This is a genomic window from Ralstonia pickettii (assembly GCF_030582395.1).
GTDB classification, from domain to species: Bacteria; Pseudomonadota; Gammaproteobacteria; order Burkholderiales; family Burkholderiaceae; genus Ralstonia; species Ralstonia pickettii_D.
Genome location: NZ_CP104381.1, coordinates 2,286,579 through 2,304,217, shown reverse-complemented (window position 1 = coordinate 2,304,217; position 17,639 = coordinate 2,286,579). Strand labels below are relative to the sequence as shown.

16 protein-coding genes are annotated in these 17,639 nt (G+C 64.4%); 8 read left to right on the top strand and 8 right to left on the bottom strand.

The window, feature by feature from the left end; all coding sequences use genetic code 11:
- Positions 1 to 27 precede the first annotated feature (27 nt).
- Positions 28 to 975 carry a quinoprotein relay system zinc metallohydrolase 1 gene (locus tag N5B55_RS11175; RefSeq protein WP_304538209.1) on the bottom strand — a complete coding sequence of 316 codons (948 nt, stop codon included), beginning with the start codon at positions 973 to 975 and terminating at the stop codon, positions 28 to 30.
- Complete coding sequence (locus N5B55_RS11170) at positions 972 to 1,745, bottom strand: quinoprotein dehydrogenase-associated SoxYZ-like carrier (RefSeq protein ID WP_304538208.1); 774 nt, start codon at positions 1,743 to 1,745, stop codon at positions 972 to 974. Before N5B55_RS11170 ends, N5B55_RS11175 begins: the two co-directional genes overlap by 4 nt.
- Positions 1,746 to 2,031: 286 nt before the next feature.
- Here N5B55_RS11170 and exaC point away from each other — a divergent pair, with 286 nt between their 5' ends.
- From exaC to N5B55_RS11140, 6 genes are all read left to right on the top strand, one after another.
- Positions 2,032 to 3,552 carry an acetaldehyde dehydrogenase ExaC gene (gene exaC / locus N5B55_RS11165; protein ID WP_045205996.1) on the top strand — a complete coding sequence of 507 codons (1,521 nt, stop codon included), beginning with the start codon at positions 2,032 to 2,034 and terminating at the stop codon, positions 3,550 to 3,552.
- Between the two features lie 260 nt (positions 3,553 to 3,812).
- Entirely contained in the window at positions 3,813 to 6,434 is a 2,622-nt protein-coding gene (locus N5B55_RS11160) for a TonB-dependent receptor domain-containing protein (protein ID WP_304538207.1), read from the top strand.
- 20 nt (positions 6,435 to 6,454) lie between these two features.
- A complete protein-coding gene (locus N5B55_RS11155) occupies positions 6,455 to 7,528 on the top strand; it encodes a beta-propeller fold lactonase family protein (protein ID WP_304538206.1) in 1,074 nt (357 codons plus the stop codon).
- Positions 7,515 to 8,084: a cytochrome b gene (locus N5B55_RS11150; RefSeq protein WP_304538205.1), complete on the top strand. Its 570-nt coding sequence runs from the start codon at positions 7,515 to 7,517 to the stop codon at positions 8,082 to 8,084. Before N5B55_RS11155 ends, N5B55_RS11150 begins: the two co-directional genes overlap by 14 nt.
- A 204-nt stretch (positions 8,085 to 8,288) precedes the next feature.
- Positions 8,289 to 10,043: a PQQ-dependent methanol/ethanol family dehydrogenase gene (locus N5B55_RS11145; protein WP_178960491.1), complete on the top strand. Its 1,755-nt coding sequence runs from the start codon at positions 8,289 to 8,291 to the stop codon at positions 10,041 to 10,043.
- A 71-nt stretch (positions 10,044 to 10,114) separates the two neighbouring features.
- Positions 10,115 to 10,447, top strand: coding sequence for a c-type cytochrome (locus tag N5B55_RS11140; RefSeq protein WP_178960490.1), 333 nt, complete (start codon positions 10,115 to 10,117; stop codon positions 10,445 to 10,447).
- Between the two features lie 70 nt (positions 10,448 to 10,517).
- Here the strand turns inward: N5B55_RS11140 and pqqE are convergent, their stop codons facing one another.
- From pqqE to pqqA, 5 genes are all read right to left on the bottom strand, one after another.
- Entirely contained in the window at positions 10,518 to 11,720 is a 1,203-nt protein-coding gene (pqqE, locus tag N5B55_RS11135) for a pyrroloquinoline quinone biosynthesis protein PqqE (protein ID WP_304538204.1), read from the bottom strand.
- On the bottom strand, positions 11,692 to 11,964 hold the full coding sequence (pqqD, locus tag N5B55_RS11130) for a pyrroloquinoline quinone biosynthesis peptide chaperone PqqD (RefSeq protein WP_065859874.1): 273 nt from the start codon (positions 11,962 to 11,964) through the stop codon (positions 11,692 to 11,694). The genes pqqE and pqqD overlap by 29 nt, the downstream gene beginning before the upstream one ends.
- Entirely contained in the window at positions 11,945 to 12,655 is a 711-nt protein-coding gene (gene pqqC / locus N5B55_RS11125; RefSeq protein ID WP_065859873.1) for a pyrroloquinoline-quinone synthase PqqC, read from the bottom strand. Before pqqC ends, pqqD begins: the two co-directional genes overlap by 20 nt.
- A complete protein-coding gene (gene pqqB, locus N5B55_RS11120; RefSeq protein WP_304538203.1) occupies positions 12,652 to 13,569 on the bottom strand; it encodes a pyrroloquinoline quinone biosynthesis protein PqqB in 918 nt (305 codons plus the stop codon). Before pqqB ends, pqqC begins: the two co-directional genes overlap by 4 nt.
- Before the next feature lie 141 nt (positions 13,570 to 13,710).
- Positions 13,711 to 13,785 (bottom strand): pyrroloquinoline quinone precursor peptide PqqA, encoded by a 75-nt coding sequence (gene pqqA / locus N5B55_RS11115; protein WP_009277446.1) that lies wholly within the window; start codon positions 13,783 to 13,785, stop codon positions 13,711 to 13,713.
- Between the two features lie 103 nt (positions 13,786 to 13,888).
- On the opposite strand from pqqA, the gene N5B55_RS11110 reads away from it, so the two are divergent.
- The gene (locus tag N5B55_RS11110; RefSeq protein ID WP_304538202.1) at positions 13,889 to 14,833 is read left to right on the top strand and encodes an alpha/beta fold hydrolase; all 945 of its coding nucleotides are present in this window, start codon (positions 13,889 to 13,891) and stop codon (positions 14,831 to 14,833) included.
- Here the strand turns inward: N5B55_RS11110 and N5B55_RS11105 are convergent.
- Positions 14,819 to 16,849: a sigma-54-dependent Fis family transcriptional regulator gene (locus tag N5B55_RS11105; protein ID WP_304538201.1), complete on the bottom strand. Its 2,031-nt coding sequence runs from the start codon at positions 16,847 to 16,849 to the stop codon at positions 14,819 to 14,821. The two genes, N5B55_RS11110 and N5B55_RS11105, sit on opposite strands and share 15 nt — an antisense overlap.
- Before the next feature lie 266 nt (positions 16,850 to 17,115).
- On the opposite strand from N5B55_RS11105, the gene pedF reads away from it, so the two are divergent.
- Positions 17,116 to 17,601 (top strand): cytochrome c-550 PedF, encoded by a 486-nt coding sequence (gene pedF, locus N5B55_RS11100; protein WP_041668233.1) that lies wholly within the window; start codon positions 17,116 to 17,118, stop codon positions 17,599 to 17,601.
- The last annotated feature ends 38 nt before the right edge of the window (positions 17,602 to 17,639 follow it).

Genomic DNA, 17,639 nt, shown 5'->3' with positions numbered 1-17,639 from the left:
CGTCGCCGCACGGGGTCTGGCGCCATGTCAGGGCGCCAGCGCGGCGGTCTCGTAGCGTGGGTAGAAACGGGTCACGTTGCGCGTGTACTCCGCGGGCATTCCACCCCACTGCGCGTAGGGCGCGTCTACCGGCATCGCAAGCACCTCGGCCAGGTCGCGCCCTTCGGTTGCCGCACGGCGCATGCGGGCATCGAGCCACTGCAGGTACTGACGTGTTTGTGAGATGGCGTCTGCGTTGCCCAGCGCGGGCCCGTGACTGGGGATCAACACGCGCGCACCGCTGTCCGCAACGATCTTCTGCAACGCGTCCAGGCTGGCTAGCCAATGCGCAATGTTGGCGTGCGGTGTGGTGGGAATCCGGTCGCGAAAGGCAATGCCGCCGGCGAAGACCACACCGCTGGTCCGGTCCACGATCACGAGATCGTCATCGGTATGTCCGTCGAGGCGGATGAGGTCGATATGGTGGTGCCCCATCGTGCGTGCGCCAAGCGCCAACGGCGTGCCGGGAGGCGTCGACACCGTGTTGTGCATCCACGTGCCGCAAATGCGGTAGAGATTGTCGGCATAGGCCGCGCCTTCGCGTTGCGCACCGGCAATGGTGCCGGGCAGCGCCTGGGCGCCGACATCCGCATAGGCCTGGTTGCCGAAGAAATAGTCGGGGTGCTGGTTGAGGTTGAACACCCAGCGCACCGGCGCCGATGTGACCGTGCGGATGGCCTGGCGCTGTTGTTCGCCGTACAGCAGCGAAGGTCCGGTATTGATGACGAGCACGCCATCGCCGGTATCGATGAAGCCGGTGTTGATGATGTTGCAGCCGTTGCGCGCAGAAAAATCCGCGTTGGCGCCTTCCAGCACCCAGACGTCCGGCGCAACCGCGCGCGGTACGAGGTGGTAGTCGGGGCCGGCCGCACGTGCGAGGGCACTCAACATTGCAAGGCACAGCAGGAGGCCCAACCGTGGGTGGCGTCGGCTCATCGTGTCACCTGTGCGCGGATGCGGTTGCCGTTGTTGTCGACGCCGGCGACGCTGATGCCGCGGTCAACAGGGCCATCCAGATCGAACGAGAAGATCGGGTTCTCGGCCACCGGCTCGTACAACGCCAGTTCAAGCATGGGCTGACGCTTGGCATCGAGCAGATTGAGCTGCTCGATATGGAACGACGGAATGCCCGCCACCAGGCCGGTGTCCATCGGATGCATTACGCGCACGCGGATGCGGCTGCCTGCGCCGTTGAAGCCCGGAAACACGCGCGACTCGACCTGGTTCAGCGTGGTGCTCCAGGTGGCGTCCTGGCGCGTGGCACCCGGCAGCGTGCAGCCACCGCCGGTGGCATCCACCTGTAACGTACCGACATGCCAAACACCGTCCTGCGTACGCGCCGCCACGCGTAGCGCAGACGCTTCCTGCAGCTTGAACCGGAACGACAGCGCCGGCCGCGCACGCATCGGCGTGAATTCCAGCACCTTGCGGATCGGGTTGCGATCGACCACGACGATGACGCGCTCGACTTTGCCGAGCGCCGACGCATCAAACGCAATCGGCACCTGCATCGGGTCTTCCGCAAATGCCGGCCCGGTAATCCTGATGCGGTTGTCGAACATCGTCTGCGCTGGGCCAAACACTTCCTGACGAATCGTCGGCCACAGCGGCGAGCCTGCAGGGTCGACGTTCGTATCGGCGCAGGCCTGCGATGACAGACACACCACGGCCAGCGCGGCAGCAGCATGAAGGGGAGCCGTTCTCATCGTATGGCTTGGAAGTTCAGATGAAAGGCTCGCATCGCGAAAGTCGTGCCATGCGTGCAGCGTGTTCGCACGCGGGGCGGCCCGTTGTTCACGCGATGGGGCGTTGCGCTTTGCAACACCCGCTGTTCCATTCTGGAGCAGTTAGGCAAGCCGGCCGAGGTGAACTGCCGATCTGGGGAGGGACGCCACATCCGCTTCAGGGGATGGCCCGGGTTTTGCAGATGACGACCGGACACAGCGCAGACAACGACGCTGCGGTCATCACTCAAACATCAGGAGACAACCCATGCGTTACGCTCATCCCGGCACTCCCGGCGCCATCGTTTCGTTCAAGCCGCGCTATGGCAATTTCATCGGTGGCGAATTCGTGTCGCCGGTCAAGGGCCAGTACTTCACCAACACGACCCCGGTGACGGGCGAGGTGATCGGCGAGTTCCCGCGCTCGACCGCGGAAGACATCGACCGCGCGCTCGACGCCGCGCACGCCGCCGCTGACGCCTGGGGACGCACCTCGGTGCAGGACCGCTCGTTGATCCTGCTGAAGATCGCGGACCGCATCGAGCAGAACCTCGAACTGCTGGCCGTGACCGAAACGTGGGACAACGGCAAGCCCGTGCGCGAAACGCTGAATGCCGACATCCCGCTGGCCGTTGACCACTTCCGCTACTTCGCCGGCTGCATCCGCGCGCAGGAAGGTTCCGCTGCCGAGATCAACGAACACACCGTGGCGTATCACATCCACGAGCCGCTGGGCGTGGTCGGCCAGATCATCCCGTGGAACTTTCCGCTGCTGATGGCCGCGTGGAAGCTGGCGCCCGCGCTGGCTGCCGGCAACTGCGTGGTGCTCAAGCCGGCCGAGCAGACGCCGCTGGGCATCTGCGTGCTGATGGAGCTGATTGGCGACCTGCTGCCGGCTGGCGTGCTCAACGTCGTGCACGGCTACGGCAAGGAAGCCGGCGAGGCACTGGCCACCAGCAAGCGCATCGCCAAGATCGCCTTTACGGGCTCGACGCCGGTGGGCTCGCACATCATGAAGTGCGCGGCCGAAAACATCATTCCGTCGACGGTGGAGCTGGGCGGCAAGTCGCCCAACATCTACTTCGAAGACATCATGCAGGCCGAGCCGAGCTTCATCGAGAAGGCCGCTGAAGGCCTGGTGCTGGGCTTCTTCAACCAGGGCGAAGTGTGCACGTGCCCATCGCGCGCGCTGGTGCAGGAATCCATCTACAGCCGCTTCATGGACGCAGTGATGACCAAGGTGGCCGCCATCAAGCGCGGTGACCCGCTCGACACCGAGACGATGGTCGGCGCGCAGGCTTCGGAGCAGCAGTTCTACAAGATCCGCAGCTACCTGGAGATCGCGCAGGAGGAGGGCGCCGAATGCCTGGTCGGCGGCGATGTGGAAGTGCTGCCCGGCAATCTGTCGAAGGGTTATTACATCAAGCCGACGCTGCTCAAGGGCGACAACAGCATGCGCGTGTTCCAGGAAGAGATTTTCGGCCCGGTGATTGCCGTGACCACCTTCAAGGACGAAGCACAGGCGCTGCAGATTGCCAACGACACCGATTTCGGCCTGGGCGCCGGTCTGTGGACGCGCGACATCAACCGCGCCTACCGCGTGGGCCGCGCCATCAAGGCGGGGCGCGTGTGGACGAACTGCTACCACCTGTATCCGGCGCACGCAGCGTTTGGTGGCTACAAGAAGTCGGGCGTGGGCCGCGAGACCCACAAGATGATGCTCGACCACTACCAGCAGACCAAGAACCTGCTGGTGAGCTACGACACCAAGCCGCTGGGCTTCTTCTGATGGTGTAGCTGGACGGCTGGCGAAGGGGGATCGACCCCGAGCGCCAGCCGCTGACCTGCGGGGCAACGACCCCGCTGGCAAAAAAGAAGAGGAGACAAGGCCGTGTGCCAACCATTTGCCCTGCCGCAACGCGCGCGGGTGTCCACCCCATTGCCGCTGATTTCCCGCCGGGATTAGCCATCGCCACGCCTGTTCTCCGGGATGCGTCATTGCGACCCGCGCCCCGAGACCCGCGAGCGAGAACATCAGGGAGACACTTCGTGCTTTCGAATACCAGCCGTTCGGGGAAGGGTGCCCGCCGTGCGCGCAATGCCGCGCCGCGCCTTGCTGGCGGAGTCGCTGCGCTCGCCGCCGTGGGGCTTTGCTCGCCCGGGTTTGCCGAAGACCAGATCGTGGCGGTGGCATTGCCGACCGCGCAGGTCGTCGGCTCCACCCCGATCGACAGCATTGGCGTGCCGCTGTCGCAGTTTCCTGCCAATGCGCAGCGTGTGAGCGCAAAGGATGCGCGCGAGCAACGCAGCTCCAACCTGGCGGATCTGCTGAACGACAACCTCGGGCAGGTGAGCATCAGCAACGGGTCGGGCAATCCGTACCAGAACGACATCAACTATCGCGGGTTCCAGGTGTCGTCGCTGCTGGGCGTGCCGATTGGCGTGTCGGTCTACTTTGATGGCGTGCGGATGAACGAGCCCTTCGGCTCCATCGTGAACTGGGATCTGATTCCCATGAACGCAATGTCCAGCGTCAACATCCTGCCGGGCTCCAACCCGATGTTCGGCCTCAACACACTGGGTGGCGCGCTTGTCGTCAACACCAAGAACGGGAAGGACAACGCCGGCACGTCGATCGAGGCGCTGGGCGGGTCGTTCGGCCGCCGTGCGCTGAGCTTTGAGACCGGTATCGTCGACAAGGCCCACGGCACCGATTACTTCATCGCCGGCAACTTAGACCGGCAGGACGGCTTTCGCGACCACTCGGGTTCGAACGTCAAGCAACTCTATGGAAAAGCGCGGTGGCACGGCAACGACGGCGCTACCCAGCTGGAGCTTTCGGCCGCACTGGCAGATACCACGCTGAGCGGCACGCAGTCGTTGCCGATGGACATGATGGCTAACCGCAGTGCAGCCTATACGTGGCCCGACACCATCTCAAACCGGATGGCGCTGCTGAACCTCAAGGGCAGCCATTGGTTGAACGACACTACTCAACTGGCCGCGAGCGTCTACTACCGCAAGGCCAGCCTTCACAACGTCAACAGCAATGCGCAACTCGACGATGGCTGTTTCAACGACGACGGCTCGCTGGCAACGACCACCGCTGGCGGCATCACCACGTACAAGTGCGCGAACAAGGCGCCCAACGGCACGGCAGTCAATGCAGTGACCGGCACGAATGCGCTGGCGCTCGGCTACGGCCGCTGGACCAACGCCATCAACACCAGTGTTGTCGATTCCGCCACGCATGAAGACACGGTGGGCACGTCCCTGCAGTGGTCGAACTTCGGCCAGCTGGCGGGACGCAACAATACGTTCACGTTGGGTGGCGCGTTCGACCACTCGCGCATCGCGTACGACCAGACCACCTACCTGGCACGGTTGATCAACTATCAGGCGGTGGTGACGCCCAATCAGGCGTACGGATTCACCGCGAATGGATCGGCACCTTCGGCGTCGAACCCGACATTGTTCACCGGCAGCAACGTCATCGGCGCGGTCAACCTGTCGTCCAACGTCAACAACTTCAGCCTGTACTTCACCGATACGTTGAGCGTGACGGAAAAGCTGAGCGTGACCGCATCGGGCAGCTTCAACTACACCACGCTCAACCAGGGCGGTGCCAACAACAAATACCTGAACGAAGACGGCGGCTATTCCTGGACGGACGCCGTATCAGGCGTGTCGTACTACAACCCCGGCTATGTGGACGCCTACCGGTATTCCAACACTGGATCCGGCGCAGCCTCCAACCCTAACGGTGTGCCGGCAGGGGCGGTCGCCGGCCCGCAAACCAACAGCCTGGCCGGCTCTCATCATTACCACCGGTTCAACCCGTCGTTGGGATTCAACTACGACCTCGGGGCCGGTCAGGGCATCTTCGGCAACTACAGCGAATCGATGCGCGCCCCGACCTCGATCGAGCTGTCTTGCGCCGATCCGAACAGCCCGTGCTCGCTGCCGACCGGGTTCAACGGCGATCCCGACCTGAAAGCCGTGGTGGCTAAAACAATCGAGTTCGGCGGCCGCGGAAAAATTGGCAAGTCCACCTACTGGAGCGCGTCAGTCTACGACTCGCGCCTCAGCAATGACATCCAGTTCATCGCCACATCAAACACGTACGGCTACTTTGCCAACGTCGGCAAGACGGAGCGGCGCGGCTTTGAACTGGGCGCCAGCACGAAGATCGACAAATGGTCGTTGTCGGCCAACTTCGGCTATGTCGATGCAATCTATAAGTCAGCATTCACCACGGCCAGCGGGCAGAACGTCGTCAGCGGCAACAAGATCCCGGGCATCCCCGCGAAGACGCTCAAGCTGGGCACGTCGTACGCCTTCAGCCCGAACCTGTCGATGGGCGGGAACGTGATCTTCGTCAGCAAGCAGATCGCGCACGGCAACGAAAGCAATGCCGACCCGAACGGCGAGGTGCCGGGCTACGGCCTCGTCAATCTGAACCTGCATTACAAGCCGACGAAACATCTCGAGATTTCGGCGTACATCAGCAACCTGTTCAACAAGCGCTATTCCACGTACGGCCTGTCGGGCATGCGGAGCATCTACACGCTCGCGACGCAGCAATTCATGACGCCGGCATCGCCGCGCGCGATCTGGATTGGCCTGACGTATTCGTTCGGAGGCAAGGCCGCGGATGCCAACGCGGACTGAGCCCCTCAGAAGAGACCACCATGAACGCACTGACCTTTTACCTCCGGATCGCCACGCTGCTGTGCGTGGGCTGGGTATCGACGCTCCAGGCAGTTGCCGTGGTGCCGGACCCCGTCGCCTATGTCACCAATCAGGGCGGTGGCGTCACGGTGCTGAACGCACATACGCTCAAACGGCTTGACGAGATTGCCGTGGGCAAGGACCCGCGCGGCCTCGCTGTCACGCCCGACGGCCGCTGGTTGCTGACGGCCAACCAGGGCAGCGCCGATGTGTCCGTGGTCGATACGGCCACGCGCAAGGAGATCAAGCGCATCGCGGTGGGCAGGAACGTTGAGTTCATGCGCATCTCGCCCGACGGCCGCCGAGCGTTCGTCACATACGAGCCATCCTCGGAAGGCGGGCCGCCGGGCAAGAACAGCCCAGATAAGAAAGACGAGAACGATGAAAAGGACGAGGCGCCCGCTGAAGTCGCGATCATCGATCTCAACCAGTGGGCGGTCGTCGGGCGCATCAAGGCCGCACGCGAGACTGAAGCCATCGAATTTTCACCGGCCGGCACGTTGCTGCTAGTCGCCAATGAGGGCGACAACACGGTCGGCGTCTACGAGCTGTCGACGCTCAAGCAGATCCGGCGGGTGGATGTCGCGCCGTTCGGCAATCGGCCGCGCGGCATCAAGATCGCACCGGACGGAAAGACCTATGTAGTGACGCTGGAAAACTCGAACAACCTGTTGTTGCTGGATGCGGGTTTCAACCCGATCAAGACCGTGCCGACGGGCCAGGGACCATACGGTGTCGCGTTTGATCGGGAGGGCCGATATCTCTGGGTGGCCGCCAGCCGGGCAGATCAGCTGCAAGTGTTCGATGCCCGCACGTTTGCGCAGGTGGCCACCATCCCGGTCGGCAAGCGTTGCTGGCACTTCAGCTTCACGCCCGGCGAGCAGAAGCTGCTGCTTGCCTGCGGCCGCTCGAACACCGTGCAGGTGATCGACCCGCAGAAGCGCGAGGTCGTCGATACGCTGCCGGGCTACAAGCTGCCCTGGGGCGTGGTGACCTATCCAACCTCGGTGGGCAGCCTTGATGCGCCGCGCTGATCGACCCGCCTCCGCCGCCGCTTACGCGGGCCTGCCGATCGCCTTGCATTGGGTGAGCGCCTTGCTGTTAGGCAGCCTGTTCGCGCTGGGCTTCTACATGACCGGTCTGGCCAAAGGCGCGCCGGGGAAGGCGGCCTTGGTGAATCTGCATAAATCGCTCGGGCTGACAGCGGCGCTGGTGATTGCGTGGCGCGTGGTTGTGCGTGTCCGCCGCGCTGCGCCACCGTCCATTCCGGGGCTGCACTGCTGGGAGACGGAGCTGGCCCGCATCACCCACCGCCTGCTCTACATGTGCATCGTCGTCATGCCGGTGTCGGGCTATCTCGGGTCATCGTTCAATGCATACGGAACGCGTTTCTGGGGCGTGCCGTTGCCGCGCTGGGGCTGGGTCGACAGCGCACTGCAGCACATGTTTTACACGGTGCATAGCACGACGGCCGATCTGCTGCTCTGCCTGGTGGTGCTCCACGTTGCCGGGGTGGTCAAGCATCAGTGGTTCGATGCGCAGCGCTGCGTGCAGCGCATGTTGCCGGGCCGGCGCACACCTGTGCTGTAGCGCTGCGCGGGCTGCATCACGGTGTTGCTCCAATTCGCAACAGAACAAACGATGTGTTGCGGTATGGCACGCAACACCGCGCGGCAAGTTGTCTGAAACCGCGGTTTCACAGCTTTTTTCGATGGCACGGGATTTGCCCTGAGTCGACCGGTGTGACATCACACTGCCGGACCTGGACCATAAAGAGAGGTAGAGGAGACGAGAATGAGGACACTACGAGTGATTGCACTTGCGGCTGCCATGGCGGCAGCAAGTGTTGCCGTGCACGCGGCAACGCCCCCGGTTACTGATGCCATGATCGAGAATGACGCGAAATCGTCGAACGACGTGCTGACCTGGGGCATGGGCACGCAAGGGCAGCGCTTCTCGACGCTCACCAAGATCAATACGAAGAATGTCAGCCAGCTTGTGCCGGCATGGTCGTTCTCGTTTGGCGGTGAGAAGCAGCGCGGACAGGAAGCCCAGCCACTGATCTACAACGGCAAGATGTTCGTCACCGCGTCGTACTCGCGCATCTATGCGATCGACCTGAAGACCGGCACGAAACTGTGGAAGTACGAGCAGCGTCTGCCCGACGGCATCATGCCGTGCTGCGACGTGGTCAATCGTGGCGCTGCGCTGTATGACAACCTCGTCATCTTCTCCACGCTGGATGCGCAGTTGATCGCGCTGAACCAGGACACCGGCAAGATCGTCTGGAAAGAGAAGATCGACGACTACGCCGCCGGCTATTCGACCACTGCTGCGCCGTTGATCGTGAAAGGGATGGTGCTGACCGGCGTGTCGGGCGGCGAGTTTGGCGTGGTGGGCCGTGTGGAGGCACGCGACGCCAAGACCGGCCAGCTGATCTGGTCGCGGCCGACGGTCGAAGGCCACATGGGCTACAAGTACGACAAGGACGGCAACAAGACCGAGAACGGCATGACGGGCACGCTCAACGCGAGCTGGCCCGGCGAGACCTGGAAGACCGGTGGCGCATCGACGTGGCTGGGCGGCACGTATGACCCGCAGACCAACCTGGTCTACTTCGGCACCGGCAACCCAGGCCCGTGGAACAGCCATCTGCGCAAGGGCGACAACCTGTATTCGTCTTCCACGCTGGCTATCGATCCGGACACCGGCAAGATCGTCTGGCACTACCAGAACACCCCGAACGACGGCTGGGATTTCGACGGCGTGAACGAGTTCGTGACGTTCGACATGGACGGCAAGCGCGTCGGCGGCAAGGCCGATCGCAACGGCTTCTTCTACGTGAACGACGCCAAGACCGGCAAGCTGCTCAACGCGTTCCCCTTCGTGAAGGTCAACTGGGCAACCGGCATCGACCTCAAGACCGGCCGCCCGAATTACGCGTCGGACCACCGCCCCGGCGATCCGGCCGAAGCTGCGGGTGAAGAGAAGAAGGGCAAGTCGGTGTTTGCCGAGCCCGGCTTCCTGGGCGGCAAGAACCAGATGCCGATGGCGTACAGCCCGCAAACCGGCCTGTTCTACGTGCCCGCCAACGAATGGGGCATGGACATCTGGAACGAGCCCGTCAGCTACAAGAAGGGCGCGGCCTACCTGGGTGCCGGCTTCACCATCAAGCCGCTCAATGAGGACTACATCGGCGCACTGCGCGCGATCAACCCGAAGACCGGCAAGATCGAATGGCAGATCAAGAACAACGCGCCGCTGTGGGGCGGGGTGATGACGACTGCCGGCGGCCTGGTGTTCTGGGGCACGCCCGAAGGCTATCTGAAGGCGGCCGATGCCAAGACCGGCAAGGAGCTGTGGCAATTCCAGACCGGCAGCGGCATCGTCGCGCCGCCCGTCACCTGGGAAGACAAGGGCGAGCAGTTCGTGGCGGTGGTGTCGGGTTGGGGTGGTGCAGTGCCGCTGTGGGGCGGTGAAGTGGCCAAGCGCGTGAACTTCCTGGAGCAGGGCGGTTCGGTTTGGGTGTTCAAGCTGCACAAGAACTGACGTGCGTGGTGGAGTGCTGTGCGCCCCGTGCGGCGCCCAGCCTCTCGCACAGCTTCAAGGAGTTTCAGATCGTGATGATGCGTCATGGAGTGTTCTCGCTGCTGGCCGTCGTGCTTGCAGCAATTGGGGCGGCGCCCGCCCACGCCGCGCCCGACATGCAGGCCCTGGCAGACAAGAGCGGTTGCTTTTCGTGCCACAGCATGCATGCGAAGATCGTCGGCCCGGCCTTTGCCGACGTGGCCGCCAAATACAAGGGCGATGCCGACGCGCCCGCCAGACTGGCGCAAAAAGTCCGTGAAGGCGGCAAGGGCGCGTGGGGCCGCATCCCGATGCCCCCGCATCCCAACCTCAAGGAAGACGAAGCAAAGCAGCTCGTGACCTGGGTGTTGAGTACGGGCTCCTGAGTTTCTGCGTTGTTCGCCAGGAAAAAAGGGCCGGCATTGACCGGCCCTTTCTCTTTTCCGGGATTGCGTTTTATGGCCGCGTAAGCCGGCGCGAGTTGGCATCGGTGCGAAACACGATCGGGACCTCGCCTGTGCGGGTGTCGCGCATCTGCCCGAACCCGTTCATCGCAGCCATCCGGCCTTGCAGTACCACCTGCTGCAGCGCGCCGTGATCTGCCGACTTTCCACACACCGGGTCCGTGCGTGTCGCGTCGCCCGTCAACAGATACGCCTGACAGCGACACCCGCCCGCATCGTCCTCGCGCGATTCGCACGACTGGCACGGCTGCGGCATCCAATGCGTGCCGCGAAAGCGCTGAAAGGCGTCGCTGCTTCGCCAGATATCGCGCAGCGGCTGGCTGCGTACGTTCGGCAGCTCCAAGCCGGGCAGCATGCGCGCGGAGTGGCACGGCAGCGCAACGCCATCCGGCGCGATGCCGAAAAATGTCGTACCCCAGCCGTTCATGCACTTCTTCGGGCGCTGCTCGAAGTAGTCGGGCACGACGTAAAGCAACTGGCATCGGCTGCCGATGCGGGCGCGGTAGTCGTTCACCACCGCTTCGGCATCGCGCAGTTGCTCCAGGGTCGGCATCAGCGCCAGGCGGTTCTCCCATGCCCAGCCGTAGTACTGCGTGTTGGCCAGCTCCAGGTATTCAGCGCCGATCTCCAGCGCCATGTCGATGATGGCGCCGATGTGCGGCAGGTTGTGCCGGTGCATCACGCAGTTCATCACCATCGGATAGCCGTGGGCCTTGATCAGATCGGCCACGCGGCGCTTCAGGTCAAAGGTGCGCGTGCTGGAGAGAAAGTCGTTCAGCTCGCGCGTGGAATCCTGGAACGACAGCTGGATATGGTCGAGCCCCGCAGCGCGCAATGCGCCAAGCCGCGCACCGGTCAGGCCCACCCCGGACGTCACGAGGTTCACATAGAACCCGAGCCCATGCGCATGCGCCACCAGCGTTTCGAGATCCTTGCGCAACAGCGGTTCGCCGCCCGACAGGCCCAGCTGCACCGCACCCAGCGCCCGGGCCTGTGTGAACACATCGCACCACTGCTCGGTGGTGAGTTCCTGATCATGCCGCGTGTAGTCGACCGGGTTGGAGCAGAAGGCGCAATGCAGCGGGCAGCGATAGGTCAGCTCGGCCAGCAGCCAGAGCAGCGGCCCGGGCATCGGCGTCGCTGCGGGTGCCAGCAGCGATTGGGCGTCAAACGAGCCAGCCGCGTTCGAATGCATGTTTGACAAAGGCGTGGACCTCCGGAGCGATGCCCTGCACGCCAAAGGCGGATTGCAGGTCGTCGATCAGCATGTCGAGGGTATGGGCACCGTCGCAGCGCTGCAGGATCGCGGCGGCACTGTCATTGAGCGTGACCATGCCCTCGGGATAAAGCAGCACCCAGCTTTGCTGCATGTCTTCCCATTGCAGCCGGAAGGTCCGGTGCAGCGTGGGGTGGGCCGGATCAGGCAAGGGCGGGTTCATGGGCGTGGGCCTGTTGGATGGCATCGAGCATCGACCAGAGGATGTCGAGCTTGAACTGCAGGATGTCCAGCGCGCGCTGCTGCTGTTCGGGCGTGCGGAAGTAATCGAGTGTCACGCGCAGGCCGTGCTCGACGTCGCGCGAGGCCAGCGGAATGCGCGAGCGGAAGTACGCCAGCCCGTCCGACTGCACCCACGGATAGTGCTCGGGCCAGCCGGCCAGCCGTTCCTTGTGGATGTCCGGCGCGAACATCTCCGTGAGCGAGGAGCACACCGCCTCCTGCCACGGCGCCCGGCGCGCAAAATTCACATACGCATCCACCGCAAAGCGCACGCCCGGCAGCAGATGCCGGTGAGACCACAGCGCGTCGCGCGTCAGGCCCACGGCAACGCCTAAGCGCACCCAGCTCTCGATGCCGCCCGGCTGCGCATCGTCGCCGTCGTGGTCATGAATGCGGACGATCCACTCGCGGCGCGTTGCCCGGTCAGGGCAGTTGGACAGGATGGCCGCATCCTTGAGCGGGATGTTGACCTGATAGTAGAAACGGTTCGCCACCCACGTGCGGATTTCCTCGGGCGTGCATTCACCAGCGCGCATGCGCAAGTTGAACGGATGATGAATGTGATAGCCCGCCTGCTTCGCGCGCAGCCGTGCTTCGAACTCTTCGGCGGTCCAGGCAACAGGGTGTGTCATAGCGAGATTTCCATGCCGTCGTAAGCCACCTCGATGCCGTGTGCGTCCAGCTCCCGGCGCTGCGGCGAGTCTTCATCGAGAATCGGGTTGGTGTTGTTGATGTGGATCAGCACCTTGCGCGTGGCCGGCAACTGGTCGAGCACGTCGATCATGCCGCCGGCGCCGGATTGCGCGAGGTGGCCCATGTCGGCAGCCGTCTTGGTGGAAAAACCGAGGGCGAGCATTTCGTCGTCGTGCCAGCAGGTGCCATCCACCAGCACCACGTCGGCCGCGCCCAGTTCGTCGAACACATGCGGCTCGACGCGCGCGAGACCGGGCGCGTAGAACGCACGCCGGCCGCTTCTCCGATCGACGATGCGCAGGCCGATGTTGTCGCCCAGTCGGCGCGCGTTGCGGCTGGGCGAGTAGGGCGGCGCCTTGCTCTCCAGCGGGATCGCTGTCAACGCCACGTCGTCGAGTGGGGGCACCGAGAACGCCGTGCCGTCCAGCGCCAGCGCGCGCGTGTCGAGCCCGCAGTAGTGCGACAGCATGCGCGTGAGCGGGAAGGCGGTGGACAGATCGCTGATGACCGCCGCGCTGGCATAGACGGGCAGCGCCTGGCGATGCTCGCGCAGCATCAGCAGACCGGTTACGTGGTCGATCTGCGCATCCATCAGCACCACGCCCACGATGCCCGTATCGCGCGGCGTGCGTGCCGGTTGCAGCGCCGGCGAACTGCGCAGTTGCGCGAGGATGTCTGGCGAGGCGTTCACCACGATCCAGTTGTGCCGGCCGTCGCCCAGTGCGATGGAAGACTGCGTGCGCGGGGTGGCGCGCACGGTGCCGCGCCGCACACCGTCGCAGTTGCGACAGTTGCAGTTCCACTGTGGGAAGCCGCCGCCGGCGGCTGAACCTAGAACCCTGAGTATCGTCATGATGCAGATCCAACGTGTCGGGCGGATTGAGCAAGAAGTCGGCCAGGGGATGGTTGTCACGCAGGCGCGCTGAGCGCCGAAAAAAACCCGCCGTGAAGAACCGGCGGGTTCGTGCAGCCTTGCGTGCTCAGCCGAGCAGCATCAGCGGTTGGCGATGTACATGGTGATCTCGAACCCGAGTCGCAGTTCGGTATAGGCGGGGGTTGTCCAGTTCATGTCTCCTCCTTGAGGGTTGGCATAGTTAGTGAGTGCACTGCGGTGTTCAGCGGTGGTGCAGGCGTTTGCCCGGCGCCGCCGCATCGTCATCAAGGCAACATCCATGCCCACTTCTGACTGGCCGGCCACCTCCGCCGGCTTCAACCTGCGCACGCCGGATGGCCACCGCCTGCATGTGCGCCAATGCGGCCCCGACAGCGGCGAACCGTGGCTGGTGCTGCATGGCGGGCCGGGCAGCGGCTGCTCGCCGTCAATGGCTGCCTGGTTCGATCCGCTGCTGCATCGCGCGGTGCTGCCGGACCAGCGCGGTGCCGGGGGCTCGCGACCAGCCGGCACGCTACGGCGCAATACAGTGACGGCGCAGCTGGCGGATCTCGAGCAACTGCGCATTGCGCTCGGCATCGAGCGCTGGGGGGTGGTCGGCGGCTCGTGGGGCGCAGCGCTGGCATTGGCCTATGCCGATCGCTTTCCCGATGCCGTATCGGCACTGGTGCTGCGCGGCGCGTTCCTGACGGGCTTCGACGATGTGCAGGCCTTGTTCAACGCGCGCGGCGCCGGTCGAGACCTCCTGCAAAGCGTCGATGGGCGAGCCGAGGGTTTTCCGGCTGCCCGCGGTCGCCTTCTCTTTGCAACAGACATGTTGCAGCTTGGAACAACTGTTCAGAAATTGAACATCGCCACGGCGTGGCAGCGTGCGGAACATCGGTTATTGGGCCTGCGGCCGCCGGTACGTCGCCAAACCTGGCCGCAGCGCATGGCCTCCGTGCGCAAGTACCGGTTGCAGGCGCATTACCTGTATCGGCGAGCAGGGCTGGGGAAGGCAGCGTTGCTGCGGGCGGCCACGCGTATCGGCGCGAGGGGTCTGCCGGTGACGCTGCTGCACGGGCAGAAAGACAAGGTTTGCCGGCCCGGCAATGCGTTGCGGTTATCTGCGGCGATCCCGCATGCGCGGTTGGTGTGGGTGCCGGGCGGACACCTTGCGGAGGGGGAGATGGCGAGAGCGCTGGGCGCTGCCATCCGTGCTTCGGCGTGGTCAGTCGGTGTCTGAGGGCAAGCCGCCGGCTTCGTCGATCCTGCGGTAGATCGTGTTGCGTGAAATGCCGAGCGCCTTTGCAGCGGCGGAGATGTTGCCGTTGTGCGCCTTCACGGCCGCCATGATCGCCATGCTCTCCACGTCGGCCAGCCGCTTGGGCTGCGTGCCGCCAACGGTTTGAGCGACAGGCGGCGCAGCCGCTGCCACCGCGCCTGCCCCTGCCCCCGCCACGTTCGCAGCCGGCTGGTCGCCATGCCGCGCCTGCCAGTCTTCAAGAAAATCGTCCGGCAGATGGTCTTCGGTGATTTCCGGAGCGCCTTCGGCCATCAGCCGGGCGGTGCGCAGCAGATTGCCGAGCTGGCGGATGTTGCCGGGCCAGTGGTAGCTGCGGAACATCTGCATGACGGCTTCGCTGATGGGCGGCGCGTCGGCCTGTTCGAGCTTCAACAGCTTGTCGGCCACCACATCGAGGTCGGTGCGCTCGCGCAACGCGGGCAGCCGCACGACAAGCCCGTTGAGGCGGTAGTACAGGTCTTCGCGGAACTGCCCGCTGGCCACCATCTCCCGCATGTTGCGGTGCGTCGCGCATACGACCGTCACGTCCACCTGGATCAGCTTGCTGCTGCCCAGCGGCGAAACCGCACGCTCTTGCAGCGCGCGCAACAGGCGCGCCTGCAGGTGCAGCGGCATGTCGCCGATCTCGTCAAGGAACAGCGTGCCGCCGTTGGCCAGCACCATCTTGCCGATGCCGCCCTTCTTGCGCGCGCCGGTAAAGGCGCCTTCTTCGTAGCCGAACAGTTCGGATTCAATCAGTGCTTCCGGAATCGACGCGCAATTCACGGCGATGAAGGGGCCGGCGTGGCGCGGGCTGTCGGCGTGGATGGCGCGCGCCAGCAATTCCTTGCCGGTGCCGGTTTCGCCCAGGATCATGACCGGGATGTCCTTGCCGATGACCTTGCGCAGTTTGCCGATCACGGTTTGAATCTGCGCGTCGCCGGTGTCCAGCGCTTCGAGGCTGGCGGGCTGCCGGGGTGGCTCGATGTAGGCCCGGCGCGGCGTCCTGTCGCGGTCCCCGGAGAGGTCGGCGCCCATCGCGCCGCCCACCATGCGGTTCGCCAGCTGCTTCCATTCCACGCGCGCAAACACCTTCACGCCGCTGGGCAGTTGCAGCTGAACGATGCCCGCCGCTGCCGTGCGTTCACGGTCGATCAGCTGCGACATCGACAACCCGAACAGCGACGAAAACGTATGGGCATGCAGCGCGCGGATCGACAGGCCGAGCTGGAATTCGCCGCTCCGGTTGGCCGACAGGAAGCGCCCCGCCGGCGTGAACGCCGCAATGCCCTCGACCAACGTGCCGATGAATTCCGGGCGCGAGTGGAAGTGGATGCAGACCACGTCCTGGAACGTGTTGGCAAACAACTGGTTCTCGATCATCTGCGCCGACATGCGCACCAATGCCATGGTGTGCTTGTGGAAGCCGCGGTGGTCACCCGTCACGTCGAGCGCGCCCACGGTGGCGCCGTACGGATCGAAGATCGGCGCACAGGAACAGGTGAGGAACTGGTTGGCCTGCAGGTAGTGCTCGGAGCCGTGGACCAGCGTGGGCTTGCCATCGGCCAGCGCCGTGCCGATGGCGTTTGTGCCGCGACTCGCTTCCGACCAGAGCGCGCCCGGTTGCAGGGCCACCTTGCTGGCCTGGGCGAGGAAATCGTCGTCCCCCATCGAATGCAGGATCAGGCCCGACGTATCGGTCAGGATCACCATGCTCTGCGTGTTGACGATCTGGCTGTAGAGCGTCTCCATCACGGGCAGCGCATGCGTGAACAGCGATTGGCTGCGCTCAATCTCGGTCTTCAGCTCGCTGTGCAGCACCGGGCAGAAGTCGGGCGACTCGTAGGGCCGCAGGCCGTACGACTTGGATCGCTCGTGGGATTGCGCGATCAGCTCAGGCTGATCGTGCGGTGCGTCACCGAGCGTGGCCGGAGCGTTGTCGGAAGCGCGCAGGCCGGGCGCCGCGTGAGGGGTCATGGTGTGTCTCCTTTAACCTCGCCCGCAATCTGTGTGCGGGTCGCCCGGATCGCCTGACTTGGTCAAGGTGCGAACCGGAAGTGTTGCGCCATGAAGCAAGACCCTTGCCAGGGTGTTGCATTCCTGAGCACCTGTGCCAACCCCGGCTTCCGGTCTCTGGAGCGCCTAAGGGACGTTGCCCGGGATTGCCGGCAGGTTTGCGCCTTGGTATGGCTCTTGCAGAAATGCCTCCAAAAGATCGCTTCAACGACAACAAGGAGACACTCTTGAAAACGCCTCGCAACTTGCTCGCGCTGCTTTCTGCCTGCGCACTTCTGGCCGGGGGATTGCCCGCAGCCGTATCCGCTCACGGCGATGTCACACCGCAGGCCGTAGACACGCACACCTTACCGCAACTCGGCGCCGATTGGCGTCAGGACAATCCATACCGGACGGGCCCCGCACACGACGAAGCACTGCGGATCGGATCCTCCGCTTTCAACCAGAACTGCGCGCGTTGCCACGGGCTGGAGGCCATCTCCGGTGGCATCGCCCCCGACCTGCGCAAGCTCGACACCGATTGCATGTCGCTGGCCGACGCCAAGAAGAAGGAAGCCTGCTACGGCGAGGTGTCGCAGTACTTCACCGCCACCGTCCGCCACGGGCGCACCCGCGACGGCCGCGTCTACATGCCGCCCTTTGATGGCGTGCTCAGCCAGGAAGCGGTCTGGTCGATCAAGACGTATCTGGAATCGCGCCGCGTACAGGAGTAGTAGGTCGGGCTGCCGCTATGGCAGCTTTGCGAGCCGAT

What these genes read in the sequence shown, in the direction of transcription:
- N5B55_RS11145 (WP_178960491.1), top strand. Translation starts at nt 8,289, where the DNA reads ATGAGGACACTACGAGTGATTGCACTTGCGGCTGCCATGGCGGCAGCA.
- N5B55_RS11175 (WP_304538209.1), bottom strand. Translation starts at nt 975, where the DNA reads ATGAGCCGACGCCACCCACGGTTGGGCCTCCTGCTGTGCCTTGCAATG.
- pqqD (WP_065859874.1), bottom strand. Translation starts at nt 11,964, where the DNA reads ATGAACCCGCCCTTGCCTGATCCGGCCCACCCCACGCTGCACCGGACC.
- pqqB (WP_304538203.1), bottom strand. Translation starts at nt 13,569, where the DNA reads ATGACGATACTCAGGGTTCTAGGTTCAGCCGCCGGCGGCGGCTTCCCA.
- N5B55_RS11110 (WP_304538202.1), top strand. Translation starts at nt 13,889, where the DNA reads ATGCCCACTTCTGACTGGCCGGCCACCTCCGCCGGCTTCAACCTGCGC.
- N5B55_RS11105 (WP_304538201.1), bottom strand. Translation starts at nt 16,849, where the DNA reads ATGACCCCTCACGCGGCGCCCGGCCTGCGCGCTTCCGACAACGCTCCG.
- N5B55_RS11170 (WP_304538208.1), bottom strand. Translation starts at nt 1,745, where the DNA reads ATGAGAACGGCTCCCCTTCATGCTGCTGCCGCGCTGGCCGTGGTGTGT.
- exaC (WP_045205996.1), top strand. Translation starts at nt 2,032, where the DNA reads ATGCGTTACGCTCATCCCGGCACTCCCGGCGCCATCGTTTCGTTCAAG.
- N5B55_RS11155 (WP_304538206.1), top strand. Translation starts at nt 6,455, where the DNA reads ATGAACGCACTGACCTTTTACCTCCGGATCGCCACGCTGCTGTGCGTG.
- N5B55_RS11150 (WP_304538205.1), top strand. Translation starts at nt 7,515, where the DNA reads ATGCGCCGCGCTGATCGACCCGCCTCCGCCGCCGCTTACGCGGGCCTG.
- pqqE (WP_304538204.1), bottom strand. Translation starts at nt 11,720, where the DNA reads ATGCATTCGAACGCGGCTGGCTCGTTTGACGCCCAATCGCTGCTGGCA.
- pqqC (WP_065859873.1), bottom strand. Translation starts at nt 12,655, where the DNA reads ATGACACACCCTGTTGCCTGGACCGCCGAAGAGTTCGAAGCACGGCTG.